Raw genomic sequence first — 19,026 nt, 5'->3', positions numbered from 1 at the left:
ACCCGCCCGGCCATCCGTCACCACCACAGGAGACCTCACCGGCGCAGGACGATCCGCGACGAAACCTCCTACGCTCGCCAGATCACCTGATCCCGTGACGCCCCGGTCCGCCCGAGGGGTGAGACGCGCCGCGCGTCAGCGCGGCGCGTGCGCCTCGAGGAACTCGTAGAGGTCTGTCGTGTCGACCCCCGGGAAGGAGCCCGTGGGCAGAGTCGCGAGCAGCGTGCGCGGGGTGCGCACGTTCGGCCAGGCCTGTTCGCGCCACGAGGCCTCGAGCTCGGACGGCGCACGGCGGCAGCACACCTCGACCGAGTGCTTCGACACCCCGCGGTTGGTCGTGTCGCGCCCCAGGAACCACTTGGTGTCGTCGAAGCGCACGCCCACGCTGATCGAGTGAGCGCCCTCGCTCGAGAGCTCGACGCGGGCCGTGCACCAGTACGTGCCGTTGCCGGTGTCGGTGTACTGGTAGTACGGGTTGAAATGGTCGTCGACGTCGAAGACGACGCGCGAGGTCCACTTGCGGCAGCACATCTGCCCCTCGATCGAACCGAGGCGATCGGTCGGGAAGTTGACGTCGTCGTTCTCGTAGACCTTCGTGATGACGCCCGACTCGTGCACCTTGAGGAAGTGCACCGGCAGGCCGAGGTGCACGGTCGCGAGGTTCGTGAAGCGGTGCGCCGCCGTCTCGTACGACACGGAGTAGGCGTCGCGCAGATCCTCGATCGAGATCGAGCGGTCCTTCTTCGCCTCCTGCAGGAACGGCACCGCGTGCGCCTCGGGGATGAGGAGCGCGCCGGTCAGGTAGTTCGTCTCGACGCGCTGGCGCAGGAAGTCCGCGTACGACGTCGGCTCGCGGTGCCCGAGGATGCGGCTGGACAGCGCCTGCAGCACTGCCGTGCGCGGGTCGCCCTTCGTCGTGAGGCGGCTCGACAGGTACAGCCGGCCGTTCTTCATGTCGGCGACCGACCGCGTCGTCTGCGGCAGATCCGGCACGTAGTGGAGGGTGAAGCCCAGATGAGCGGCGATATCGGATGCCGTCCGCTGGGTGAGCGGACCTCCCGGGTGGTCGACGGCGTCCAGGATGCGGCGCGCCTCGAGCTCGAGCTCGGCGAAGTAGTTGTTCTGCGTGCGCATGAGCTTGCGCAGCGCGACGTTCGCGCGCCGCGCCTCCTCCGGGGTGGCGGCCCGCTCGTCGCGCAGGCGCTCGATCTCGCCCTGCAGCGCGAGCATCGCCTTGAGCGCCTCGGTGGGAACGGTCTTGCCGATGCGGAACGGCGGGATGCCGAGCGCCTGGAACGTCTGCCCCCGCATCGCCCGCTCGAGCGAGATCTCGAGGGTCGCACGCTCGTCGAGCGGCTCGGACTCGAGGATCGCGTCGATCGACGACCCGAGCGCCCGCGCGATCGCCTGCAGCAGCGAGAGCCTCGGCTCGCGCCGCCCGTTCTCGATCATCGACAGCTGACTCGGTGCGCGCTCGACGGCCGCGGCGAGCTCTTCGAGCGTCATGCCACGGTCGGTGCGCAACTGGCGGATGCGGCGGCCGATGGTGAGCGGATCCACCTCATCATCGTCGGGGACTTCTGCGGCGGCATCCCGCGTCAGCGTCGTCGTCATGCGTCGATTCTGTCACGAAAGCAGAAATACTCGAAAACTTCACACCCGAATTCGTCGGTTCGAGGGTGGAACTTCACAGCAAAGTGGTTCCACGACCTACCGACGATCCAGGCAGAACGCGGATCACGGATGCCGCGGCCCGGCCGACACCGCCGGGACGAGGCATCCCCACCACATCTCCACACCGGTTCGGGCGCACCACGCCCACTCGAGGCGCACCTCACACGCCCCGAACGCGCGCACCGCGCCCCGAACCGGAAGTCACAGGAAGACAGGAACATGACACCTGCAACCGCCACCCCGATGCGCACGCGCACCGGCCCCATTCCCACCCAGACCCACGACCCCTCGATCGAGGTCGCCGGACGCATCGGTCCCCGGTACGGCGAGATCCTCACGCCCGACGCCCTCGCGTTCCTCACCGAGCTGCACGCCCGCTTCGGCGCCCGCCGCCACGACCGGCTCGCCGACCGCATGCGCCGCCGGTTCGAGGTCGGCAACGGGCACGACCCGCAGTTCCGCGACGACACCCGCCACATCCGCGAGGACGCCGAGTGGAAGGTCGCCGGCGCCGGACCCGGCCTCGAGGACCGCCGCGTCGAGATCACGGGTCCGACCGACCCCAAGATGACCATCAACGCGCTGAACTCCGGCGCGAAGGTGTGGCTCGCCGACCAGGAGGACGCGACCAGCCCGACGTGGAAGAACGTCATCGAGGGCCAGCTGAGCCTGCGCGACGCCATCCGCGGCGAGCTCTCGTTCACCAGCCCCGAGGGCAAGCGCTACGAGGTCACCGCGACCGAGACGCCGACGATCGTGATGCGGCCCCGCGGCTGGCACCTGCCCGAGCAGCACATCCGCTTCACCGACCGCACCGGCCGCACGATGGCCGCGTCGGGCTCGCTCGTGGACTTCGGCCTGTACTTCTTCCACAACGCGCAGCAGCTGATCGCGAACGGACGCGGCCCGTACTTCTACATCGCCAAGCTCGAGTCCAGCGACGAGGCGAAGCTGTGGGACGACGTGTTCAGCTTCAGCGAGCGGCACCTCGGCATCCCGCACGGCACCATCCGCGCGACCGTGCTGATCGAGACGCTGCCCGCGGCGTTCGAGATGGAGGAGATCCTCTTCGAGCTGCGCGACCACTGCGCGGGCCTGAACGCCGGCCGCTGGGACTACATCTTCTCGATCATCAAGAACTACCGCGGCCGCGGGGCGCGGTTCGTGCTGCCCGACCGCAGCGAGGTCACGATGACCGTGCCGTTCATGCGCTCGTACACCGAGCTGCTCGTGAAGACGTGCCACAAGCGCGGCGCCTTCGCGATCGGCGGCATGAGCGCCTTCATCCCGAACCGCCGCGACCCCGAGGTGACCGAGCGCGCGTTCGAGAAGGTGGCCGCCGACAAGAAGCGCGAGGCCGGCGACGGCTTCGACGGCACCTGGGTCGCCCACCCCGACCTGATCCCCGTGGCCCGCGCGGAGTTCGACGCGGTGCTGGGCGACCGGCCCAACCAGCTCGACCGCCAGCGTCCCGAGGTCGACGTGAAGGCCTCGGACCTCATCGACGTGCACATCGGCCGGCCGATCACGACGGCGGGCGTCTACGGCAACGTGTCGGTGGCGATCCGCTACATCGAGGCGTGGCTGCGGGGCCTGGGCGCCGTGGCGATCGACAACCTCATGGAGGATGCCGCAACCGCCGAGATCTCGCGCTCGCAGGTGTGGCAGTGGATCCACCAAGACCAGACGACGCAGGACGGCACCCCGATCACCCGCGACTACGTCGAGGGCCTCATCGCGCAGGTGCTGACCGAGGCCGACCGCCCTTCGACCGGGGCAGGCCACGACGGCGACCGGTTCGACGACGCGGCGGAGATCTTCCGCGAGGTCGCCCTGGGCCAGGAGTTCCCGGCCTTCCTGACGCTGCCCGCCTACACGAAGTACCTCACCGAGACCGAGTAGCCCGGCCTGCGCTTCGTCTCGTCGCGAAGACCTGTGCTGAGCGAGCGCAGCGAGCCGAAGCATCCTCGCTCGACGACCGGACCACACCCCCGGTCGTCGAGCGGGCGAGGCGAGACGAAACGCGCCGGCACCCCATCCACGACACCTCCAGAAGGAACAGACATGACCGCCTACCAAGACGACATCGACGCCATCCGCGCGCTCAAGGAGCAGCACGGCTCCGCCTGGGATGCCATCGACCCCGAGTCCGTCGCCCGCATGCGCGCGCAGAACCGGTTCCGCACCGGGCTCGAGATCGCCCAGTACACCGCCGACATCATGCGCCGCGACATGGCCGAGTACGACGCCGACTCGTCGGTCTACACCCAGTCGCTCGGCGTCTGGCACGGCTTCATCGGGCAGCAGAAGCTCATCTCGATCAAGAAGCACCTGAAGTCCACGAACAAGCGCTACCTCTACCTGTCGGGGTGGATGGTCGCCGCGCTCCGCTCGGAGTTCGGCCCCCTCCCCGACCAGTCGATGCACGAGAAGACCTCGGTGCCGGCGCTCATCGAGGAGCTCTACACCTTCCTGCGTCAGGCGGATGCGCGTGAGCTCGACCTCCTGTTCACGCAGCTCGACGACGCGCGGGCGGCGGGAGATGAGACCGCGGTCGAGTTCATCCAGTCGCAGATCGACAATCACGAGACCCACGTGGTGCCGATCATCGCCGACATCGACGCGGGCTTCGGCAACCCCGAGGCGACGTACCTCCTCGCCAAGAAGATGATCGAGGCCGGGGCCTGCGCGATCCAGATCGAGAACCAGGTCTCTGACGAGAAGCAGTGCGGCCACCAGGACGGCAAGGTCACCGTCCCGCACGAGGACTTCATCGCCAAGCTCAACGCGGTCCGCTACGCATTCCTCGAGCTCGGCATCGACAACGGCATCATCGTCGCCCGCACCGACTCGCTCGGGGCCGGCCTCACGCAGAAGCTCGCGGTGACGCATCAGCCGGGCGATCTCGGTGACCGGTACAACGCGTTCCTCGACGCGGAGGAGATCTCGGACGCCGACCTCGGCAACGGCGACGTCGTCATCAAACGCGACGGCAAGCTGCTGCGCCCCAAGCGGCTGCCCAGCAACCTGTACCAGTTCCGCCCCGGAACCGGCGAGGAGCGCGTCGTGCTGGATTGCATCACGTCGCTGCGTCACGGCGCCGACCTGCTGTGGATCGAGACCGAGAAGCCGCACGTCGAGCAGATCGCCGGCATGGTCGACGCCATCCGCGAGGAGATCCCGGACGCGAAGCTGGTGTACAACAACAGCCCGTCGTTCAACTGGACGCTCAACTTCCGTCAGCAGGCGTACGACCTGCTCGCGGAGCGGGGCGAGGACGTCTCGGCCTACGACCGCGGAGACCTCATGAGCGTCGACTACGACGACACCGAGCTGGCGCGCCTGGCCGACGAGAAGATCCGCACGTTCCAGCGCGACGGATCCGCCCGGGCGGGGATCTTCCACCACCTCATCACGCTGCCGACGTACCACACGGCCGCGCTGTCGACCGACACGCTCGCCAAGGGCTACTTCGGCGACGAGGGCATGCTCGCCTACGTCAAGGGCGTGCAGCGCCGCGAGATCCGCGAAGGCATCGCTACGGTGAAGCACCAGAACATGGCCGGCAGCGACATCGGCGACAACCACAAGGAGTACTTCGCCGGCGACGCCGCCCTCAAGGCGGGCGGCCAGCACAACACGATGAACCAGTTCGGCTGACCCCGGAACATGACGGATGCCGCAACCCGCCGGGTTGCGGCATCCGTCGTCTTCGTCCTCACGCGAGCAGGCCGCGCTCCATCGCGAGGGTCACGGCGCGGGTGCGGTCGGCGACCCCGAGCTTGTCGAACACCTTCAGCAGGTGCGTCTTGACCGTCGACTCCCCGATCCCGAGCGTGACGGCGATCTGCTTGTTGCTGTGGCCCGTCGCCACGAGCCGCAGCACGTCGAGCTCGCGCGCGGTGAGGACGGTCTCGGGCTCGGGCCGCCGCATCCGTTCGACGAGGCGCACCGCCACCTGCGGCGACAGCGCCGACTGCCCGGCGGCGACCGAGCGGATGCCCGCGACGATCTCCGCCTGCGGAGCCGCCTTGAGGAGGTACCCCGAGGCCCCCGCCTCGATCGCCGCGAGGATCTGGTCGTCGGACTCGTAGGTGGTGAGGATCAGCACCCGCGGCGGCGGGGTGCCGGCCTCGCCGGCGACGAGCCGCACGGTCGCGGTCACGCCGTCGACGTCCGGCATGCGGAGGTCCATCAGGACGACGTCCGGGCGCGTGGCGGCTGCCAGCCGCACGGCTTCGTCGCCGTCGGATGCCTCGGCCACGACCTCGAAGCCGGGCTCGTCCGACAGCAGCCCGGCCAGGCCGGCACGCACGACGGGGTGGTCGTCGGCGATCAGCAGGCGGATCACGCGGGGGCTCCCTTCGGCACGGTGACGTCGGTGGACGCGGCGGGTCCGAGAGCGACCGCGCCGGCTGAGGCATCGGCGCCGTGCCGGTCGGTGCCGGGGAGCCGTACGGTCACCGTCGTGCCACGGCCCACCACGGATGAGACGTCGAGCGTCCCGCCGGCGAGCGCCACGCGACCGCTCATGCCTTCCAGCCCGAAGCCGGTGCTCGGCTGCGACGGGTCGAAGCCGCGGCCGTCGTCGCTCACCACGAGAGCAGCCGAGCCGTCGCCGCCCACCTCCACGCGCACCGCGACGTTCGCGGCGGCCGCGTGCTTGGCCACGTTCGACAGCGCCTCCTGCAGGCAGCGCAGCAGCACGACCTGCGCCTCGCGGTCGAGGTCGCCCTTCACCCCCTCGGCATCCAGCGCGATCCGCGTCGTGCCGTGCTCGCGGAACCGCGCGACCAGGCGCTCCACGGCCGCGCCGAAGGCAGGCTCGCTGGGCACCGCCGCCGTGCGGGCCACGAGAGCCCGCGACTCGGCGAGCGCATCGCGTGCGACCTGCTCGACCGTCGCGATCGTTGCGGCGGCGGCATCCGCCTGTCCGTCTCGCGACTGCCGTCCGGCCCGCTCGGCGAAGATCACGAGCCCGGCCAGCGTCTGGGCGAGCGTGTCGTGGATGTCACGCGCCAGGCGCTCGCGCTCGGCGGACGCGCCGCGCTCGCGGCTGAGCGCCTCGACCTCGCTCTGCGCCGCCGTCAGCTCGGCCAGGAGACGCTCGCGCTCCTCGCCGTACTCGGCGATCCGGGCGATCCACAGGCCGATGGCGATCGCGAACGAAAGGGAGAAGACCGCCGTCGTGCCGCCGGCGAGCAGGGAGTCCAGGCTCGCTCCGTAGCCGAAGCTCGCGCCCACGAACACGCTCGCCGCGATGACCGCCGACCCGCCGATCCCCCGCCGCCGCGAGTCGCCGATGACCCACACGAGCGGATACGCGAGCGTCTGCAGCATCGCCATGAAGGGCGCCGCCCCCGCGCCGATGCCCGTCGCGATCGCCGCCACGGAAAGGAAGGCCGGATACCGCCAGGCCGCGCGCGGCGGCTCGATCGCGTCACGGCCGATGAGGGCGTAGCCGAGCACGAACAGCCCGATCGCCCCGAGTGCGATCACCGTGCGGGCCGTGTTGGCCGGCGGGAAGAGGCAGACGAGTGCGATCGCGATGACGGCCGACACGATCGACACGATCGCATCCCAGCCGCGTCTGGTCAGCATCTCTCCCTCGTCTCTTCACTCGCCCCGGCCTGCGGGGAGGCGGGCGGAAGCCGGCGGGCGCGAGGCGCCCACCGGCAGGCTACGCGTCGCGCCGGATCCACCGGAAGGTGAGCCGCGACAGCACCAGTCCCACGACGAGCCAGACGCCGAGCGCGATCGCCACGCCCGCGAGGTTCCATTCGCCGTTCTGCTCGAGCGCCGCGTACTCGTCGGGGAGGAAGACCGCGCGCATGCCCTGCGCCATCCATTTGAGCGGGAAGAGCCCCGCGAGGTTCTGCAGCCACTCCGGCAGCTGCGAGAACGTGAGGTACACGCCCGAGACGAACTGCAGCGCGAGGGCGATCGGCACCACGACGGCCGTGGCGCTCTTCGCCGTGCGCGGCACGGACGACAGCGCCACCCCGAGCAGCGCCGACGTCGTGATGCCGAGCACGAACACCCACGCGAAGGTCGCCCAGCTCTGCGGGGAGGTCGGCAGGTCGACGTCGAGCACGGTCACGGCGAACAGCAGCAGCAGCGCCGCCTGCAGCACGCCCGTCACCAGCACCTGCCCGATCTTTCCGATGAAGTAGCTCACCGGCGACAGCGGTGTGCCGCCCAGTCGCTTCAGCATCCCCTCGCCCCGCTCCACCGCGATGTCCATCGCGAGGTTCTGGAACCCCGACAGCAGCAGGCCGGCCGCCAGCATGCCCGGCAGGTACAGCTCGGCCATCGAGATCGCGGGCACGCCGGGGGCGACCTGCACGTCGCCGTCGGAGCCGAACGCCACGCTGAACAGCCCGAGCATGAAGATCGGGAAGAGGAAGGTGAAGAACAGCGTGTCGCCCGAGCGGAAGTACTGCACGAGCTCGAATCGCGTCCGCCAGAGCCCGACGGCGAACAGGTTCCGCCGGCGGGCGGACGGACGGATGCCGCGACTCCGGGCCTCGACCCGCTCGCGCCCGGTGCGGTTCGTGGTGACGCTCATCGCTCGGCCCCCTTCGCTGCTGCGGGCTCGCCGGCCCGCTCGTCGGCCTCCGCTACGAGGCCGAGGTACACGTCCTCCAGGCTCGGTCTCACGATCTCGAGTTCGGGAGGTGTGCCGCCCAGCCGCGCGGCCAGCACTGTCGCGAAGGCGAAGGGGTCGTCGGAGCGCTCCTGCCGCGGCATCCCGTCCTCCGTCCACTTCACGATCGGGACGCGAGCCGCCTCGCCGCCGAACCCGGCTACGGGGCCGATGGCCTGCAGCCGCCCCGCCGCGATGACGGCCACGCGGTCCGCGAGCTGTGCGGCCTCGTCGAGGTAGTGCGTGGTGAGCACGATCGTCGTGCCCTCAGACTGCAGGCGACGGATCAGCTCCCAGAACTCGCGCCGGGCGTGGGGGTCGAAGCCCGTGGTGGGCTCGTCGAGGAACAGCAGCTCGGGGCGTCCGATGATGCCGAGGGCCACATCGACGCGGCGCTGCTGGCCGCCCGAGAGCTTCGAGATGCGGGTCCTCGCCTGCGCTTCGAGCCCCACGGCCGCGATCACCTCGTCGACATCGCGGGGGTCGGGATAGAACCCGGCGAACTGCCGCAGCTGCTCGCGGACCGTCACGAGCCCCGACTGCCCGGTGGACTGCAGGACGATGCCCAGGCGCGCCTTCCAGTCGAGGCCGCCCGAGCCGGGGTCCACTCCGAGCACCTCGACGTCGCCACCGGTTCTGCGCCGGTATCCCTCGAGGATCTCCACCGTCGTCGACTTGCCGGCACCGTTCGGCCCGAGGAGCGCGAAGGTCTCTCCCCGCTCGATCTCGAACGACACCCCGTCCACGACCGCCCGGTCGCCGTACGTCTTGCGCAGGTTCTCCACCCGCACCGCCTGAGTCTGCATGATCACAGCCTGGCGGGAGACGGATGCCGCGCCCAGCGGTCATCCGCAGGAGCAGGCATCCTCCATTCGGTGGATGCCGCCGTCCGCCGGACGCACCGGCGGAGTGCGAATCAGAGGGTGGGGATCCGGCCGGAGGCGATCGAGCCCGGCACGGCCACGGGGGCGGACCCGGCAGCCGCCTGCTCCGCCCGCAGCAGCCGTTGTCCGCGGATGCCGCCGGCCAGCGCCCAGGCGAGCAGCCACACGCCGGAGGCCACGATGACGATGAAGGCGACGCGCAGACCGGCGTCGATGTCGAGCACGACCGCGAGGCCGATGAGGGCCACGACGCCGCCGACGACGGCGCCCGTCGCGCCGATCATGGTGAGCATGCAGCCGCGCGCCAGCCACCAGGCGATGCCGCCCGCGATGACCAGCACGATCGCCAGCACGATGGCACCCCAGGTCCATTCGTCCACGAGCGCCAGGGTAGCGTCACAGGTGCGCCGCCGGAAGAGCGGGCCCGCTGGACGGTTCGTTCTCCCGGCCCGCGAATCCCGGACGGGCGCGGGCCACGCGCGCGCGATCGGCGGGTGAAGCGTCGTGCCGGGCCGACTACGCTCGAAGCGTGACCGAACGCGCACCGCTCTCCCGCAAGCTCTCCGCCATCGCCGAGTCCGCGACCCTGAAGGTCGACGCCAAGGCGAAGGCGCTGCAGGCCGCAGGCCGGCCCGTCATCTCGTACGCGGCGGGCGAGCCCGATTTCGCCACCCCGCAGTTCATCGTCGACGCGGCGGATGTGGCACTGAGCGACCCGGCGAACTTCCGCTACACGCCGGCCGCCGGCCTTCCCGTGCTGCGCGAGGCGATCGCCGCCAAGACGCTCCGCGACTCCGGTCTCGAGGTCGACCCGTCGCAGATCATCGTCACCAACGGCGGCAAGCAGGCCGTGTACCAGGCCTTCCAGACCGTGGTGAACCCCGGCGACGAGGTGCTCCTCCCGGCCCCGTACTGGACCACGTACCCCGAGGCCATCGCCCTGGCCGACGGCGTTCCGGTCGAGGTGTTCGCCGGCGCCGATCAGGACTACAAGGTGACCGTCGAGCAGCTCGAGGCCGCGCGCACCGACCGCACGACGGCCCTGGTCTTCGTATCGCCGTCGAACCCCACCGGGGCGGTCTACACCCTCGAAGAGACCACGGCCATCGGCGAGTGGGCCCTCGAGCACGGCATCTGGATCATCTCCGACGAGATCTACCAGAACCTCGTCTACGAGGGCGTGCGTGCCGTCTCGATCGTGGAGGCGGTTCCGGATGCCGCAGCCCAGACGATCCTCGTCAACGGCGTGGCGAAGACCTACGCGATGACCGGCTGGCGCCTGGGCTGGATGGTGGGCCCGAAGGATGCCATCAAGATCGCGGGCAACCTGCAGTCGCACCTCTGCTCCAACGTCAACAACATCGCCCAGCGCGCGGCGCTCGCAGCCCTCACCGGCCCGCAGGACGAGGTCGAGCAGATGCGCCTCGCGTTCGACCGCCGCCGGCGCACCATCGTCGCCGAGCTGTCGAAGATCGACGGCGTCGAGGTGCCCAACCCGCTCGGCGCGTTCTACGCGTACCCCGACGTGCGCGGCCTCCTCGGCCGCGAGTGGGCCGGCAAGACGCCGACCACCTCGCTCGAGCTCGCCGACCTCATCCTCGAAGAGGCCGAGGTCGCCGTGGTGCCTGGCGAGGCCTTCGGACCCTCCGGCTACCTGCGCCTGTCGTACGCGCTGGGCGACGAGGCCCTGCTCGAGGGCGTCCAGCGCCTGCAGCGCCTCTTCGCGTAGCCCGCGCCTTCGAGAACGCGGATGCCCCGGCCCGGGGCATCCGCGTTCTCCGTTCTTCCGGTTGATCCGCTCGTCAGCCCCCCGTTCGCCCCTGCCTCTGCCCCGTGCCGAAAACCTGGCCCGTGACGGGACACGCCGCGGCGCGGCATCCGTCGACGGCGTGCCGGCGCGACCGACCAGGTTTTCGGCACCATGCCGACAGGTGAGCGCGCGGGATTTCGGGGTTTCGTCGACTCGCACGCCTCCCGTTCGTCGTCCCGCACTTTGGTTCCGAAAACCTGGTCGGTGACGGGACACGCCGCGGCGCGGCATCCGTCGGCGGCGTGTCGGCGCGACCGACCAGGTTTTCGGCGTGGTGCCGGCGGGAGAGCGCCACGGATTCTCGGGGTTTCGTCGACTCGCGCGCCCCCCGTTCGTCGTCCCTGGTGAGGACGAACGGAAGGGGAACCCCGATGGGACGACGACTGAGGCTGGCGATGGAACTGGCGGCAGCACTGGCGAACCTCACGCCCGCGCACCGCGCGCTCTTCGTGGAAGAGCTCGACGAGAGGGCCTGCGAAGACGACGCGGGGTGAGCGGCTAGAGCTCGACGTTCACGAGCACCGGCTCGGGCTGGAGGATCAGGCCGAACTCGGATTGCACGCGGCCCTGGATGAACCGGGCGAGCTCCGCCAGTTCGGCCGCCGTCGCGTTGCCGCGGTTGGTCAGCGCCAGCGCGTGCTTGGTCGACAGCCCGGCGCGCGAGCGGGGCAGCTTGAAGCCCTTGCGCACGCCGGCGTGCTCGATGAGCCAGCCGGCGCTGACCTTGACCTCGGACTCCACGGTCGTCGGCCGCGGGACGTTCCCGTCGAAGTTCGCCAGCGGGATGACGAGCACGGGGTCGAGGTCGGGGTGCACGGGCCAGCGCGGGCAGGCCTCGGGAAGCGTGCGGGCGAAGGATGCCGAGACCACCGCGTTCTGGAAGAACGATCCGGCGCTGTAGGTGTCGGGGTCGTCGCCGTCGAGCACCATGCCCTTGCCACGGCGGGTCTCGAGGATGCGATCGCGGACCCACGCGAGCGTGGCCACGTCGTCGGGCGCGAGCCGCAGCGCAGTGCGGAGCTGGTCGCCGGCGATCCGGCGGGCGCCGTGGCCGATCTCGGGGAGGTCGAGGGTCACCGTGAGGATCACTGCGCGACGCGCGGGGACGGAGCCGTAGTGGTGCTTGAGCACCGAGGTGCGGAACCCGAGCCCGAGCTCGGCAGCCGGCACCGTGGAGACGTCGCCGGTGGACTCGTCGAGGAGCTCGACCTCGCTGAGGGTCTGCACGATCTCCTGGCCGTAGGCGCCGATGTTCTGCACGGGGGCGGCACCGACCGTGCCGGGGATGCCGGACATCGCCTCGAGCCCGCCCAGTCCCTCCGCCACGGCGAAGGCGACCAGGTCGTCCCAGTCGTGCCCGGCCTGCACGCGCAGGCGCACGCGTCCGGGCATGGGCGACGGCATCCGTTCGATGCCCTTCGTGAGCACGCGCACGACGGTGCCGTCGAACGGCTCGTCGCCGACGAAGAGATTGGATCCGCCGCCGAGGACCAGCCACTCGTCACCGGAGGCCCACACCTCGCGCAGGGCGGCGACGAGCTCGTCGGCCGTGGGCGCATCGATCATGCGCGTGGGCACGCCGCCGGTGCGCAGCGTGGTGAGCCGCGAGAGCGGTACGGGAGTCACTTCGGGCATGCGTCAGACGGTCCGCACGCGCACCTGCGCCTTGACGAGCACCGTCGCGCCCTCGTACGACACGGTGAGATCGATGCGGGCTGAGTTCTCTTCGACGGCTCCGACCTTCGCGACGACCGTGACGTCGGCGCCCTTCTCGGGGTCGACGACGACGGGCTTGGTGAATCGCACGCCGTAGTCGAGGATGCGGCCGATGTCGCCCAGCCACGGCGTGATCGTGCCGACGGCCAGGCCCATCGTGAGCATGCCGTGCGCGAGCACGCCCGGCAGTCCCACGGCGGCGGCGACGTCGTCGCGGTAGTGGATCGGGTTGAAGTCGCCCGACGCCCCGGCGTACCGCACCAGCGACTCGCGGGTGAGGTGGACCGTGCGCTCGGCGACGACGTCGCCGACCGTGAGCGAATCGGCCGCTGAGCCCGCGCCGGTCGCTGAGCCCCCGCCGGTCGCTGAGCCTGTCGAAGCGTCGCTCATGCGTCGCCCTCCCCCACCAGCAGGACGGACGTCGCGGTGACGACGTGCTCGCCCGCGGCATCCGTGATCTCGGACTCGCTCGTGACCATCGCGGCCGCTCCCATCGCACGGATGCCGGTGACCGCCAGCTTCGCGGTGAGCTCGTCGCCCGCGACGATCGGCCGGGTGTAGCGGAACTTCTGCTCGGCGTGCAGCACGTTCTGCAGCACGATGCCCGAGTCGGGCTCGGCGAGCAGCTGCTGGAGCGTCGCGTCGGTGACGACGATCGCGAAGGTCGGCGGCGCCACGACGTCGGCGTAGCCGAGCGTCCGGGCCGCTGCGGGGTCGGTGTGCTGCGGGTCGTCGGCGAAGACGGCGCGCGCGAACTCACGCACCTTCTCGCGACCCACGAGGTAGGGGGCCGTCGGCGGGAAGTCTCGGCCGACGAGCTCGGGGTTCACTGGCACCAGGCCATCCTACCGAGCGGGCTCCGTCGAGCCGGCCGGGCCCGATGCCGGGCGGGGACGGCCGCGCCAGGCCCGCAGCCCCATCTGCACCGCGATCACGACCAGGTACGCGGCGAACAGCACGTTGCCGACGAACGGGTCGATCAGGGTGGCGGCCCACGCGCCGAGCGCCGTCGTGGTGCATGCGGCGATGCCCACGATCGCGGCTGCGACGAGGTCGACGTTCCGACGGCGAAGATTGCCGATCGTGCCCGAGACCGCCGTCGGGATCATCATGAGCAGCGACGTGCCCTTGGCCACCAGATCGCTGGTGCCGAAGAGCACCATGAGCGCCGGGACGACGATGATCCCGCCGCCGACGCCGATCAGTCCTGACAGGATGCCGGTGATAACGCCGAGCGCGACGAGGCCGATGCCGTTGATCCAGGTGAGCACGAGCTCCGCGTCGCGCGACGGGATCACGATGAAGAGGCTCACGATGACGGCGACGAGGAATCCGACGAACGACCACCGCAGCACGGTGAGCGAGAGGCGGGGCAGGAGCCAGGTGCCGATCTGCGCTCCCACGACGGCGCCCGCCGCGAGCAGCAGCGCGGGGATCCAGGCCACCGAGCCGTGGACCGCGTAGGAGATGACCCCCACTGTCGCGATGGGCACGATCGCCGCCAGCGACGTGCCCGCGGCCAGACGCTGGTCGAAGCGGAGGAACAGCACGAGGAAGGGCACGATGACCGTGCCGCCTCCCACGCCGAACAGGCCCGAGAGGACCCCGGCCAGCAAGCCGATCCCCACGCACGTGAGGTAGAACCGTGTGCTGCGCGGCGGGCGTGCCGCCGTGTCGGCCCCGCTCATTCGGCGGCGATGTCGTCGATCAGCCAGTCTCCGCCGGAGTCGACGACGGTGTACTCGTAGACGGCGGACCCCGGTGCGGGCTCGATGGTCTGACCGTCGGAGTCGAGGACCTGCATGAACGTCTCGTTGGTCCTCACCACGATCACGTCGCCGATCGTCTCGATGTCGGCGACCTGGACCGTGTAGTCCTCGACGCCCGCGCTGAACGCCGCCGCCTGATCCTCGAAGGCGCTGCACTCGGTGAGGCCCTGGTCGGTCCGGAACTCCTCGGTCGTCGCCGCCCCCAGCGCGTCGCAGTCCCCGTTCTGCCAGGCGTCGTCGTAGCCCTCGACGGCCGCGACGGCCGCGCGCTCGTCGTCGGTCTGCGCCGCGCTGCCCCCGGTGGTCGCCGACAGGAACAGCAGCGGGATGACGACCGCCGCCGCGATCACGATGCCCAGCAGCACCACGCCGAGGACGACCCACAGGATCCACAGCTTCGACCTGCGCGGCTCGGTCGCCGCCGTGAAGCCGCCGCCGGCCGGCGCCCCGGCGCCCTGCTGCGCAGAGGCGTACTGCTGCGCGGCCAGGTGGGCCGGCTGAGACGGGACCTCGGGCTGCGCGCCGTACGCGCCGGCGGGCTGCGCGCCGTACGCGCCGGCGGGCTGCGCGCCGTACGCGCCGGCCGGGGAGGCGGAGGCGCCGTGCACGGCGTCGTCCGGGTGGCCGGTCTCCTCCGGGGCGTTCTGCTCGAAACCGAACCCGGCGACGATCTCAGCCTCGGTCGGTGCCGGCGAGGGCTCCGGGTCGGGCTGGGCGACGTGCTCCGTCCACTGCGTCCCGTCCCACCAGCGCAGCGCGCCGTGACCGTCGTCGTACCAGCCGGGAGGAGTCGTCATCCTCAAACCCTATCTCCGCACCGGGTCGCGGACGGGAGGACGGATGCCGCGACCCGGCGCGCGATCAGCGCTCGAGCACCGCTTGCGCGCTGCGCTCGGGCGTGAGATCGAGCCGACGCAGCAGCTGCGCGTTGAGGGCCACGACGACGGTGGACAGCGACATCAGGATCGCACCGACCGACATCGGCAGGACGAACCCGATCGGCGCGAGCACGCCCGCCGCGAGCGGCACCGACACGAGGTTGTAGCCGGCCGCCCACCACAGGTTCTGCGTCATCTTGCGGTAGCTCGCCCGCGACAGCTCGATCACCGAGAGCACGGAGCGCGGGTCGCTCGAGGCGAGGATCACTCCCGCCGAGCCGATCGCGACGTCGGTTCCGGCGCCGATGGCGATCCCGACGTCCGCTCTGGCGAGGGCGGGTGCGTCGTTCACGCCGTCCCCCACCATCGCCACCTTCAGGCCCTCGGCCTGGAGCTCGGCGACCTTGCGCTCCTTGTCCTCCGGGCGAACGCCGGCGAAGACGCGACGGATGCCGAGCGCCTGCGCGACCGAGCGGGCGACGGGCTCGGCATCCCCCGTGATCATCACGACCTCGACGCCCAGCCGGTGCAGCGCCTCGACCGCCTCGCGCGACTCGGGGCGGATCTCGTCGGCGAGCGCCAGCCCGCCGACGACCTCGCCGTCGCGCACGACGTGCAGCACGATCGAGCCCTGCTCGCGCCACCGCTCCGCGGCCTCCACGTCACTCGCGCCGATCTCGTCGAGAAGACGTGGACCGCCCACCCGGATCACCCTGCCCGCGACGCTCGCCGTCACGCCGACCGCCGGCGAGGACTGGAAGTTCGACGCTGCGCCGACGACGAGCTCGCGCTCCTGCGCGGCCCGGACGATCGCGCGAGCGAGCGGGTGCTCGCTGTCGGCCTCCGCCGCCGCGGCGAGCGCCAGCACCTCGTCGGCGTCGAGTCCGCCCGCTGCCGACACGTCGACGACCGTCGGCTCGCCCTTGGTGAGGGTGCCGGTCTTGTCGAACAGCACCGCGTCGATGGTGCGCATGCTCTCCAGCGCTAGCCGGTCCTTGACGAGGACGCCCCCTCGGGCAGCCCGCTCCGTGGCGATCGACACGACGAGCGGGATCGCGAGTCCCAGGGCGTGGGGGCACGCGATCACGAGCACCGTGATCGTGCGCACGACGGCTTCATCCGGCATCCCGAACGCGCTCCACACAACTGCCGTGACGACCGCGGCACCCAGCGCGAACCAGAACAGCCACCCGGCGGCGCGGTCGGCGAGACGCTGCGCGCGCGACGTCGAGTTCTGCGCCTCGGCCACGAGTCGCTGGATGCCGGCGAGCGTGGTGTCGTCGCCGATCGCGGTGACCTCCACCCGCAGACCGGAGTCGGTCGCGACAGTCCCCGCCGTCACATGGTCGCCGACGCCCCGTGCGACAGGCCTGGACTCCCCCGTGACCATCGACTCGTCCATGTCGGCTGCACCGTCGGCGATGCGGCCGTCAGCCGGCACGCTCCCGCCCGGGCGTACGACCACGATGTCGCCGACGCGCAACGCGGACGGCGCGACGGTGACGACGCGGTCGCCCTCGACCCGCTCCGCTTCATCCGGCAGGAGCGCGGCCAGCGAGTCGAGCGCCGACGTGGTCTGCGCCAGCGAGCGCATCTCGATTCAGTGGCCGAGCAGCATGATCACGATGAGGAGTGCCAGCTCCCACCAGAACTCGAGCTCGTGGTGCAGAAGGCCCAGACTCGCGCCCCATGACGCGAAGAAGGCCACCGTGATGGCCAGGCCGATGAGGAGCATCATGCCGGGCTTGCGCGCGCGCAGCTCCGATACGGCGCCCACGAGGAACGGCCGCCCGCCCCAGAAGTACATGACGGTGCCGAGCACCGGAGACACCCACGGCACCCATGCCGCGTCGGGAAGCGAGTAGCCGAGGACCATCGCGAACATCCCGGAGAAGGCGACGACCGGCACCGCGAGCACGAGATTGATCCAGAAGAGCCGACGGAAGACGGCGACGTGGCCGGCGCCGTGGCCGGCGTGGGCATCGTGACCGGCGTGACCCGTGTGGCGACCGGCGTGGTCCGCCCCCGGAGCCTGGTGATCGGCGTGGGCGGCATGGTCGTGCGCGGCGACCCCGGCCGGGTGTTCGCGATGCGGATCGGTCACGGCACTCTCCTCGTGGAACGGTGTCTTCTTTATACCCCCAAGGGGTATCAACCTCAACGGCGTCGCGCGCGACGGCATTCCCGATCCCGCGAGCGGTGGCGGATGTCGGCGCCCGGCGCCACACTGGCACCACCCCGGATCAGCGAGGAGCCGAGAATGGACATCATCCTTGTCGCAGGACTGTGGATGGGCGGGTGGGCCTGGTACGAGGTGGCGCCGGCGCTCGAACAGGCGGGTCACCGACCGATTCCCCTGACGCTGCCCGGCATGGAGTCCGCCGACTCCGACCGCTCCCGCATCGCACTGTCCGATCACGTGGAAGCGGTGGTGGCGGCCATCGACGCCGCACCCGGCGAGCAGGTGATCCTGGTGGGACATTCCGCCGGCGCGGGCATCGTCTACGCGGCGGCCGACGCGCGGCCCGACCGGGTCGCCCGGCTGATCCTCATCGGCGGGTTCCCCACCGCCGACGGCGATCCGCTGCTGCGCGGCTACGAGCCACGCGGCGCCGACCTGCCCCTGCCGGACTGGGCCGACTTCGACGAGGCCGATCTCCGCGATCTCGGCGAGGGCGGCATGACCGCGTTCCGCGCGTACGCTGTCCCCTCGCCCGCCGGCGTGGTCACCGGCATCCAGCACCTCCATGACGACCGCAGACACGACATCCCCGTCACCGCCGTCGCCACCGAGTACTCCGTCGCCGACCTGCAGAGCTGGATCGCCGCCGGCGCCGAGCCGGTGCAGGAGTTCACGCGACTGCGCGACGTCACCTACGTGGACCTGCCGACAGGTCACTGGCCGCAGCTGACCAAGCCGCAGCAGCTGGCGCGCGTGATCCTCGCCCAGCCGCCGCTGGGCGACGGCACGATCGAGCCCGAGGTCGAGACCATCAGCGCCGCCGCGTTCCATGCGTCGGAAGGAGTCGAGGACTGGCGAGTGCTGTACTGGGGCGCCCACGCCTTCTTCCGCGCCGACTCGCTGTCGCACGGCGCGCGGCTCGTGGCCGCGATCGTCCCGGTCGCCGAGTCGCTCGGCCACTTCCCCGACATCGATCTGCGGCCTGAGGGCGTCTTCGTGAAGACCTTCAGCCGCCGGGACGGCGGGCTGAGCCGAGCGGATGCCGAGCTCGCGGCATCCGTCTCCCGCGCGGCACGCGAGCTCGGCCTCGAAGCCGACCCGTCGGCGCTGACGGTGGTCGGCATCGCTGTCGCGCAGGGCCCCGACGCGCACGTGCGTCCGTTCTGGACTGCGGCGCTGGGCTACGACCCGCTCGGCGCCGAGGACGCCGTCGACCCGTTGCGGCGCAACCCGCACGTGTGGTTCCACCCGCTGGAGCCGCCGAAGTCAGGGCGCGGACGCACCCACATCGACATCTCCGTGCCGCGAGACCAGGTCGAGGCGAGGGTGGCGGCCGCGCTCGCGGCGGGCGGGCGGCTCGCCGACGACTCGCATGCGCCGGAATGGTGGACGCTCACCTCGCCCGACAACCACGGCGTCGACATCGCCGCGTGGACCGACGACTCCGACTTCGCCGGCTGACGAGAC

Annotated in this window: 16 protein-coding genes and 1 pseudogene; 5 read left to right on the top strand and 12 right to left on the bottom strand. The window is 71.1% G+C overall.

Annotation, left to right across the window (positions count from 1 at the left end):
• Positions 1–135: 135 nt before the first annotated feature.
• Complete coding sequence (locus IM767_RS06275; RefSeq protein WP_198425701.1) at positions 136–1,614, bottom strand: helix-turn-helix transcriptional regulator; 1,479 nt, start codon at positions 1,612–1,614, stop codon at positions 136–138.
• 303 nt (positions 1,615–1,917) lie between these two features.
• Between IM767_RS06275 and aceB the strand changes: the two genes are divergently transcribed.
• Positions 1,918–3,576: a malate synthase A gene (aceB, locus tag IM767_RS06270; protein WP_109211523.1), complete on the top strand. Its 1,659-nt coding sequence runs from the start codon at positions 1,918–1,920 to the stop codon at positions 3,574–3,576.
• Between the two features lie 162 nt (positions 3,577–3,738).
• Complete coding sequence (locus IM767_RS06265) at positions 3,739–5,334, top strand: isocitrate lyase (protein WP_109211524.1); 1,596 nt, start codon at positions 3,739–3,741, stop codon at positions 5,332–5,334.
• 58 nt (positions 5,335–5,392) lie between these two features.
• Here the strand turns inward: IM767_RS06265 and IM767_RS06260 are convergent, their stop codons facing one another.
• From IM767_RS06260 to IM767_RS06240, 5 genes are all read right to left on the bottom strand, one after another.
• Positions 5,393–6,025 carry a response regulator gene (locus IM767_RS06260; RefSeq protein WP_109211525.1) on the bottom strand — a complete coding sequence of 211 codons (633 nt, stop codon included), beginning with the start codon at positions 6,023–6,025 and terminating at the stop codon, positions 5,393–5,395.
• Complete coding sequence (locus IM767_RS06255) at positions 6,022–7,275, bottom strand: sensor histidine kinase (protein WP_109211526.1); 1,254 nt, start codon at positions 7,273–7,275, stop codon at positions 6,022–6,024. The genes IM767_RS06260 and IM767_RS06255 overlap by 4 nt, the downstream gene beginning before the upstream one ends.
• Positions 7,276–7,354: 79 nt before the next feature.
• Positions 7,355–8,242 carry an ABC transporter permease gene (locus IM767_RS06250; protein ID WP_109211527.1) on the bottom strand — a complete coding sequence of 296 codons (888 nt, stop codon included), beginning with the start codon at positions 8,240–8,242 and terminating at the stop codon, positions 7,355–7,357.
• Positions 8,239–9,126, bottom strand: a complete 888-nt coding sequence (locus IM767_RS06245) for an ABC transporter ATP-binding protein (protein WP_109211528.1) — start codon at positions 9,124–9,126, stop codon at positions 8,239–8,241. The genes IM767_RS06250 and IM767_RS06245 overlap by 4 nt, the downstream gene beginning before the upstream one ends.
• 110 nt (positions 9,127–9,236) lie before the next feature.
• Positions 9,237–9,584: a hypothetical protein gene (locus tag IM767_RS06240; protein ID WP_109211529.1), complete on the bottom strand. Its 348-nt coding sequence runs from the start codon at positions 9,582–9,584 to the stop codon at positions 9,237–9,239.
• Positions 9,585–9,733: 149 nt separating this feature from the next.
• Between IM767_RS06240 and IM767_RS06235 the strand changes: the two genes are divergently transcribed.
• Positions 9,734–10,933 carry a pyridoxal phosphate-dependent aminotransferase gene (locus tag IM767_RS06235; RefSeq protein ID WP_109211530.1) on the top strand — a complete coding sequence of 400 codons (1,200 nt, stop codon included), beginning with the start codon at positions 9,734–9,736 and terminating at the stop codon, positions 10,931–10,933.
• Between the two features lie 452 nt (positions 10,934–11,385).
• On the top strand, positions 11,386–11,508 hold the full coding sequence (locus IM767_RS20995) for a hypothetical protein (RefSeq protein ID WP_275426030.1): 123 nt from the start codon (positions 11,386–11,388) through the stop codon (positions 11,506–11,508).
• Between the two features lie 4 nt (positions 11,509–11,512).
• Here IM767_RS20995 and IM767_RS06230 read toward each other — a convergent pair whose 3' ends face one another.
• The 6 genes and pseudogenes from IM767_RS06230 to IM767_RS06205 all read right to left on the bottom strand — a co-directional run bounded on the left by IM767_RS06230 (position 11,513) and on the right by IM767_RS06205 (position 17,481).
• Positions 11,513–12,649, bottom strand: coding sequence for a UDP-N-acetylmuramate dehydrogenase (locus IM767_RS06230; protein ID WP_109211531.1), 1,137 nt, complete (start codon positions 12,647–12,649; stop codon positions 11,513–11,515).
• A 3-nt stretch (positions 12,650–12,652) separates the two neighbouring features.
• Positions 12,653–13,120 carry a MaoC/PaaZ C-terminal domain-containing protein gene (locus tag IM767_RS06225; protein WP_239453433.1) on the bottom strand — a complete coding sequence of 156 codons (468 nt, stop codon included), beginning with the start codon at positions 13,118–13,120 and terminating at the stop codon, positions 12,653–12,655.
• Entirely contained in the window at positions 13,117–13,566 is a 450-nt protein-coding gene (locus IM767_RS06220) for an FAS1-like dehydratase domain-containing protein (protein ID WP_109211532.1), read from the bottom strand. Before IM767_RS06220 ends, IM767_RS06225 begins: the two co-directional genes overlap by 4 nt.
• Before the next feature lie 9 nt (positions 13,567–13,575).
• Positions 13,576–14,418, bottom strand: a complete 843-nt coding sequence (locus tag IM767_RS06215) for a sulfite exporter TauE/SafE family protein (protein WP_109211533.1) — start codon at positions 14,416–14,418, stop codon at positions 13,576–13,578.
• Positions 14,415–15,296, bottom strand: a complete 882-nt coding sequence (locus tag IM767_RS06210) for a DUF2510 domain-containing protein (RefSeq protein ID WP_194398827.1) — start codon at positions 15,294–15,296, stop codon at positions 14,415–14,417. The genes IM767_RS06215 and IM767_RS06210 overlap by 4 nt, the downstream gene beginning before the upstream one ends.
• A 64-nt stretch (positions 15,297–15,360) precedes the next feature.
• A pseudogene (locus tag IM767_RS06205) lies at positions 15,361–17,481 on the bottom strand (heavy metal translocating P-type ATPase).
• A gap of 156 nt (positions 17,482–17,637) precedes the next feature.
• Here IM767_RS06205 and IM767_RS20740 point away from each other — a divergent pair.
• A complete protein-coding gene (locus tag IM767_RS20740; protein ID WP_239453508.1) occupies positions 17,638–19,020 on the top strand; it encodes an alpha/beta fold hydrolase in 1,383 nt (460 codons plus the stop codon).
• Positions 19,021–19,026 lie beyond the last annotated feature (6 nt).

Origin of the sequence: Microbacterium ureisolvens (genome assembly GCF_015278315.1) — a bacterium.
Lineage (GTDB): Bacteria > Actinomycetota > Actinomycetes > Actinomycetales > Microbacteriaceae > Microbacterium > Microbacterium ureisolvens.
This window is presented reverse-complemented; position numbering and strand designations above follow the sequence as displayed.

Coding starts and splice junctions, on each gene's coding strand:
- IM767_RS06275 (WP_198425701.1), bottom strand. CDS start 1,614: ATGACGACGACGCTGACGCGGGATGCCGCCGCAGAAGTCCCCGACGAT.
- aceB (WP_109211523.1), top strand. CDS start 1,918: ATGCGCACGCGCACCGGCCCCATTCCCACCCAGACCCACGACCCCTCG.
- IM767_RS06265 (WP_109211524.1), top strand. CDS start 3,739: ATGACCGCCTACCAAGACGACATCGACGCCATCCGCGCGCTCAAGGAG.
- IM767_RS06255 (WP_109211526.1), bottom strand. CDS start 7,275: ATGCTGACCAGACGCGGCTGGGATGCGATCGTGTCGATCGTGTCGGCC.
- IM767_RS06250 (WP_109211527.1), bottom strand. CDS start 8,242: ATGAGCGTCACCACGAACCGCACCGGGCGCGAGCGGGTCGAGGCCCGG.
- IM767_RS06245 (WP_109211528.1), bottom strand. CDS start 9,126: ATGCAGACTCAGGCGGTGCGGGTGGAGAACCTGCGCAAGACGTACGGC.
- IM767_RS20995 (WP_275426030.1), top strand. CDS start 11,386: ATGGGACGACGACTGAGGCTGGCGATGGAACTGGCGGCAGCACTGGCG.
- IM767_RS06230 (WP_109211531.1), bottom strand. CDS start 12,649: ATGCCCGAAGTGACTCCCGTACCGCTCTCGCGGCTCACCACGCTGCGC.
- IM767_RS06225 (WP_239453433.1), bottom strand. CDS start 13,120: ATGAGCGACGCTTCGACAGGCTCAGCGACCGGCGGGGGCTCAGCGACC.
- IM767_RS06215 (WP_109211533.1), bottom strand. CDS start 14,418: ATGAGCGGGGCCGACACGGCGGCACGCCCGCCGCGCAGCACACGGTTC.
- IM767_RS06210 (WP_194398827.1), bottom strand. CDS start 15,296: ATGACGACTCCTCCCGGCTGGTACGACGACGGTCACGGCGCGCTGCGC.
- IM767_RS20740 (WP_239453508.1), top strand. CDS start 17,638: ATGGACATCATCCTTGTCGCAGGACTGTGGATGGGCGGGTGGGCCTGG.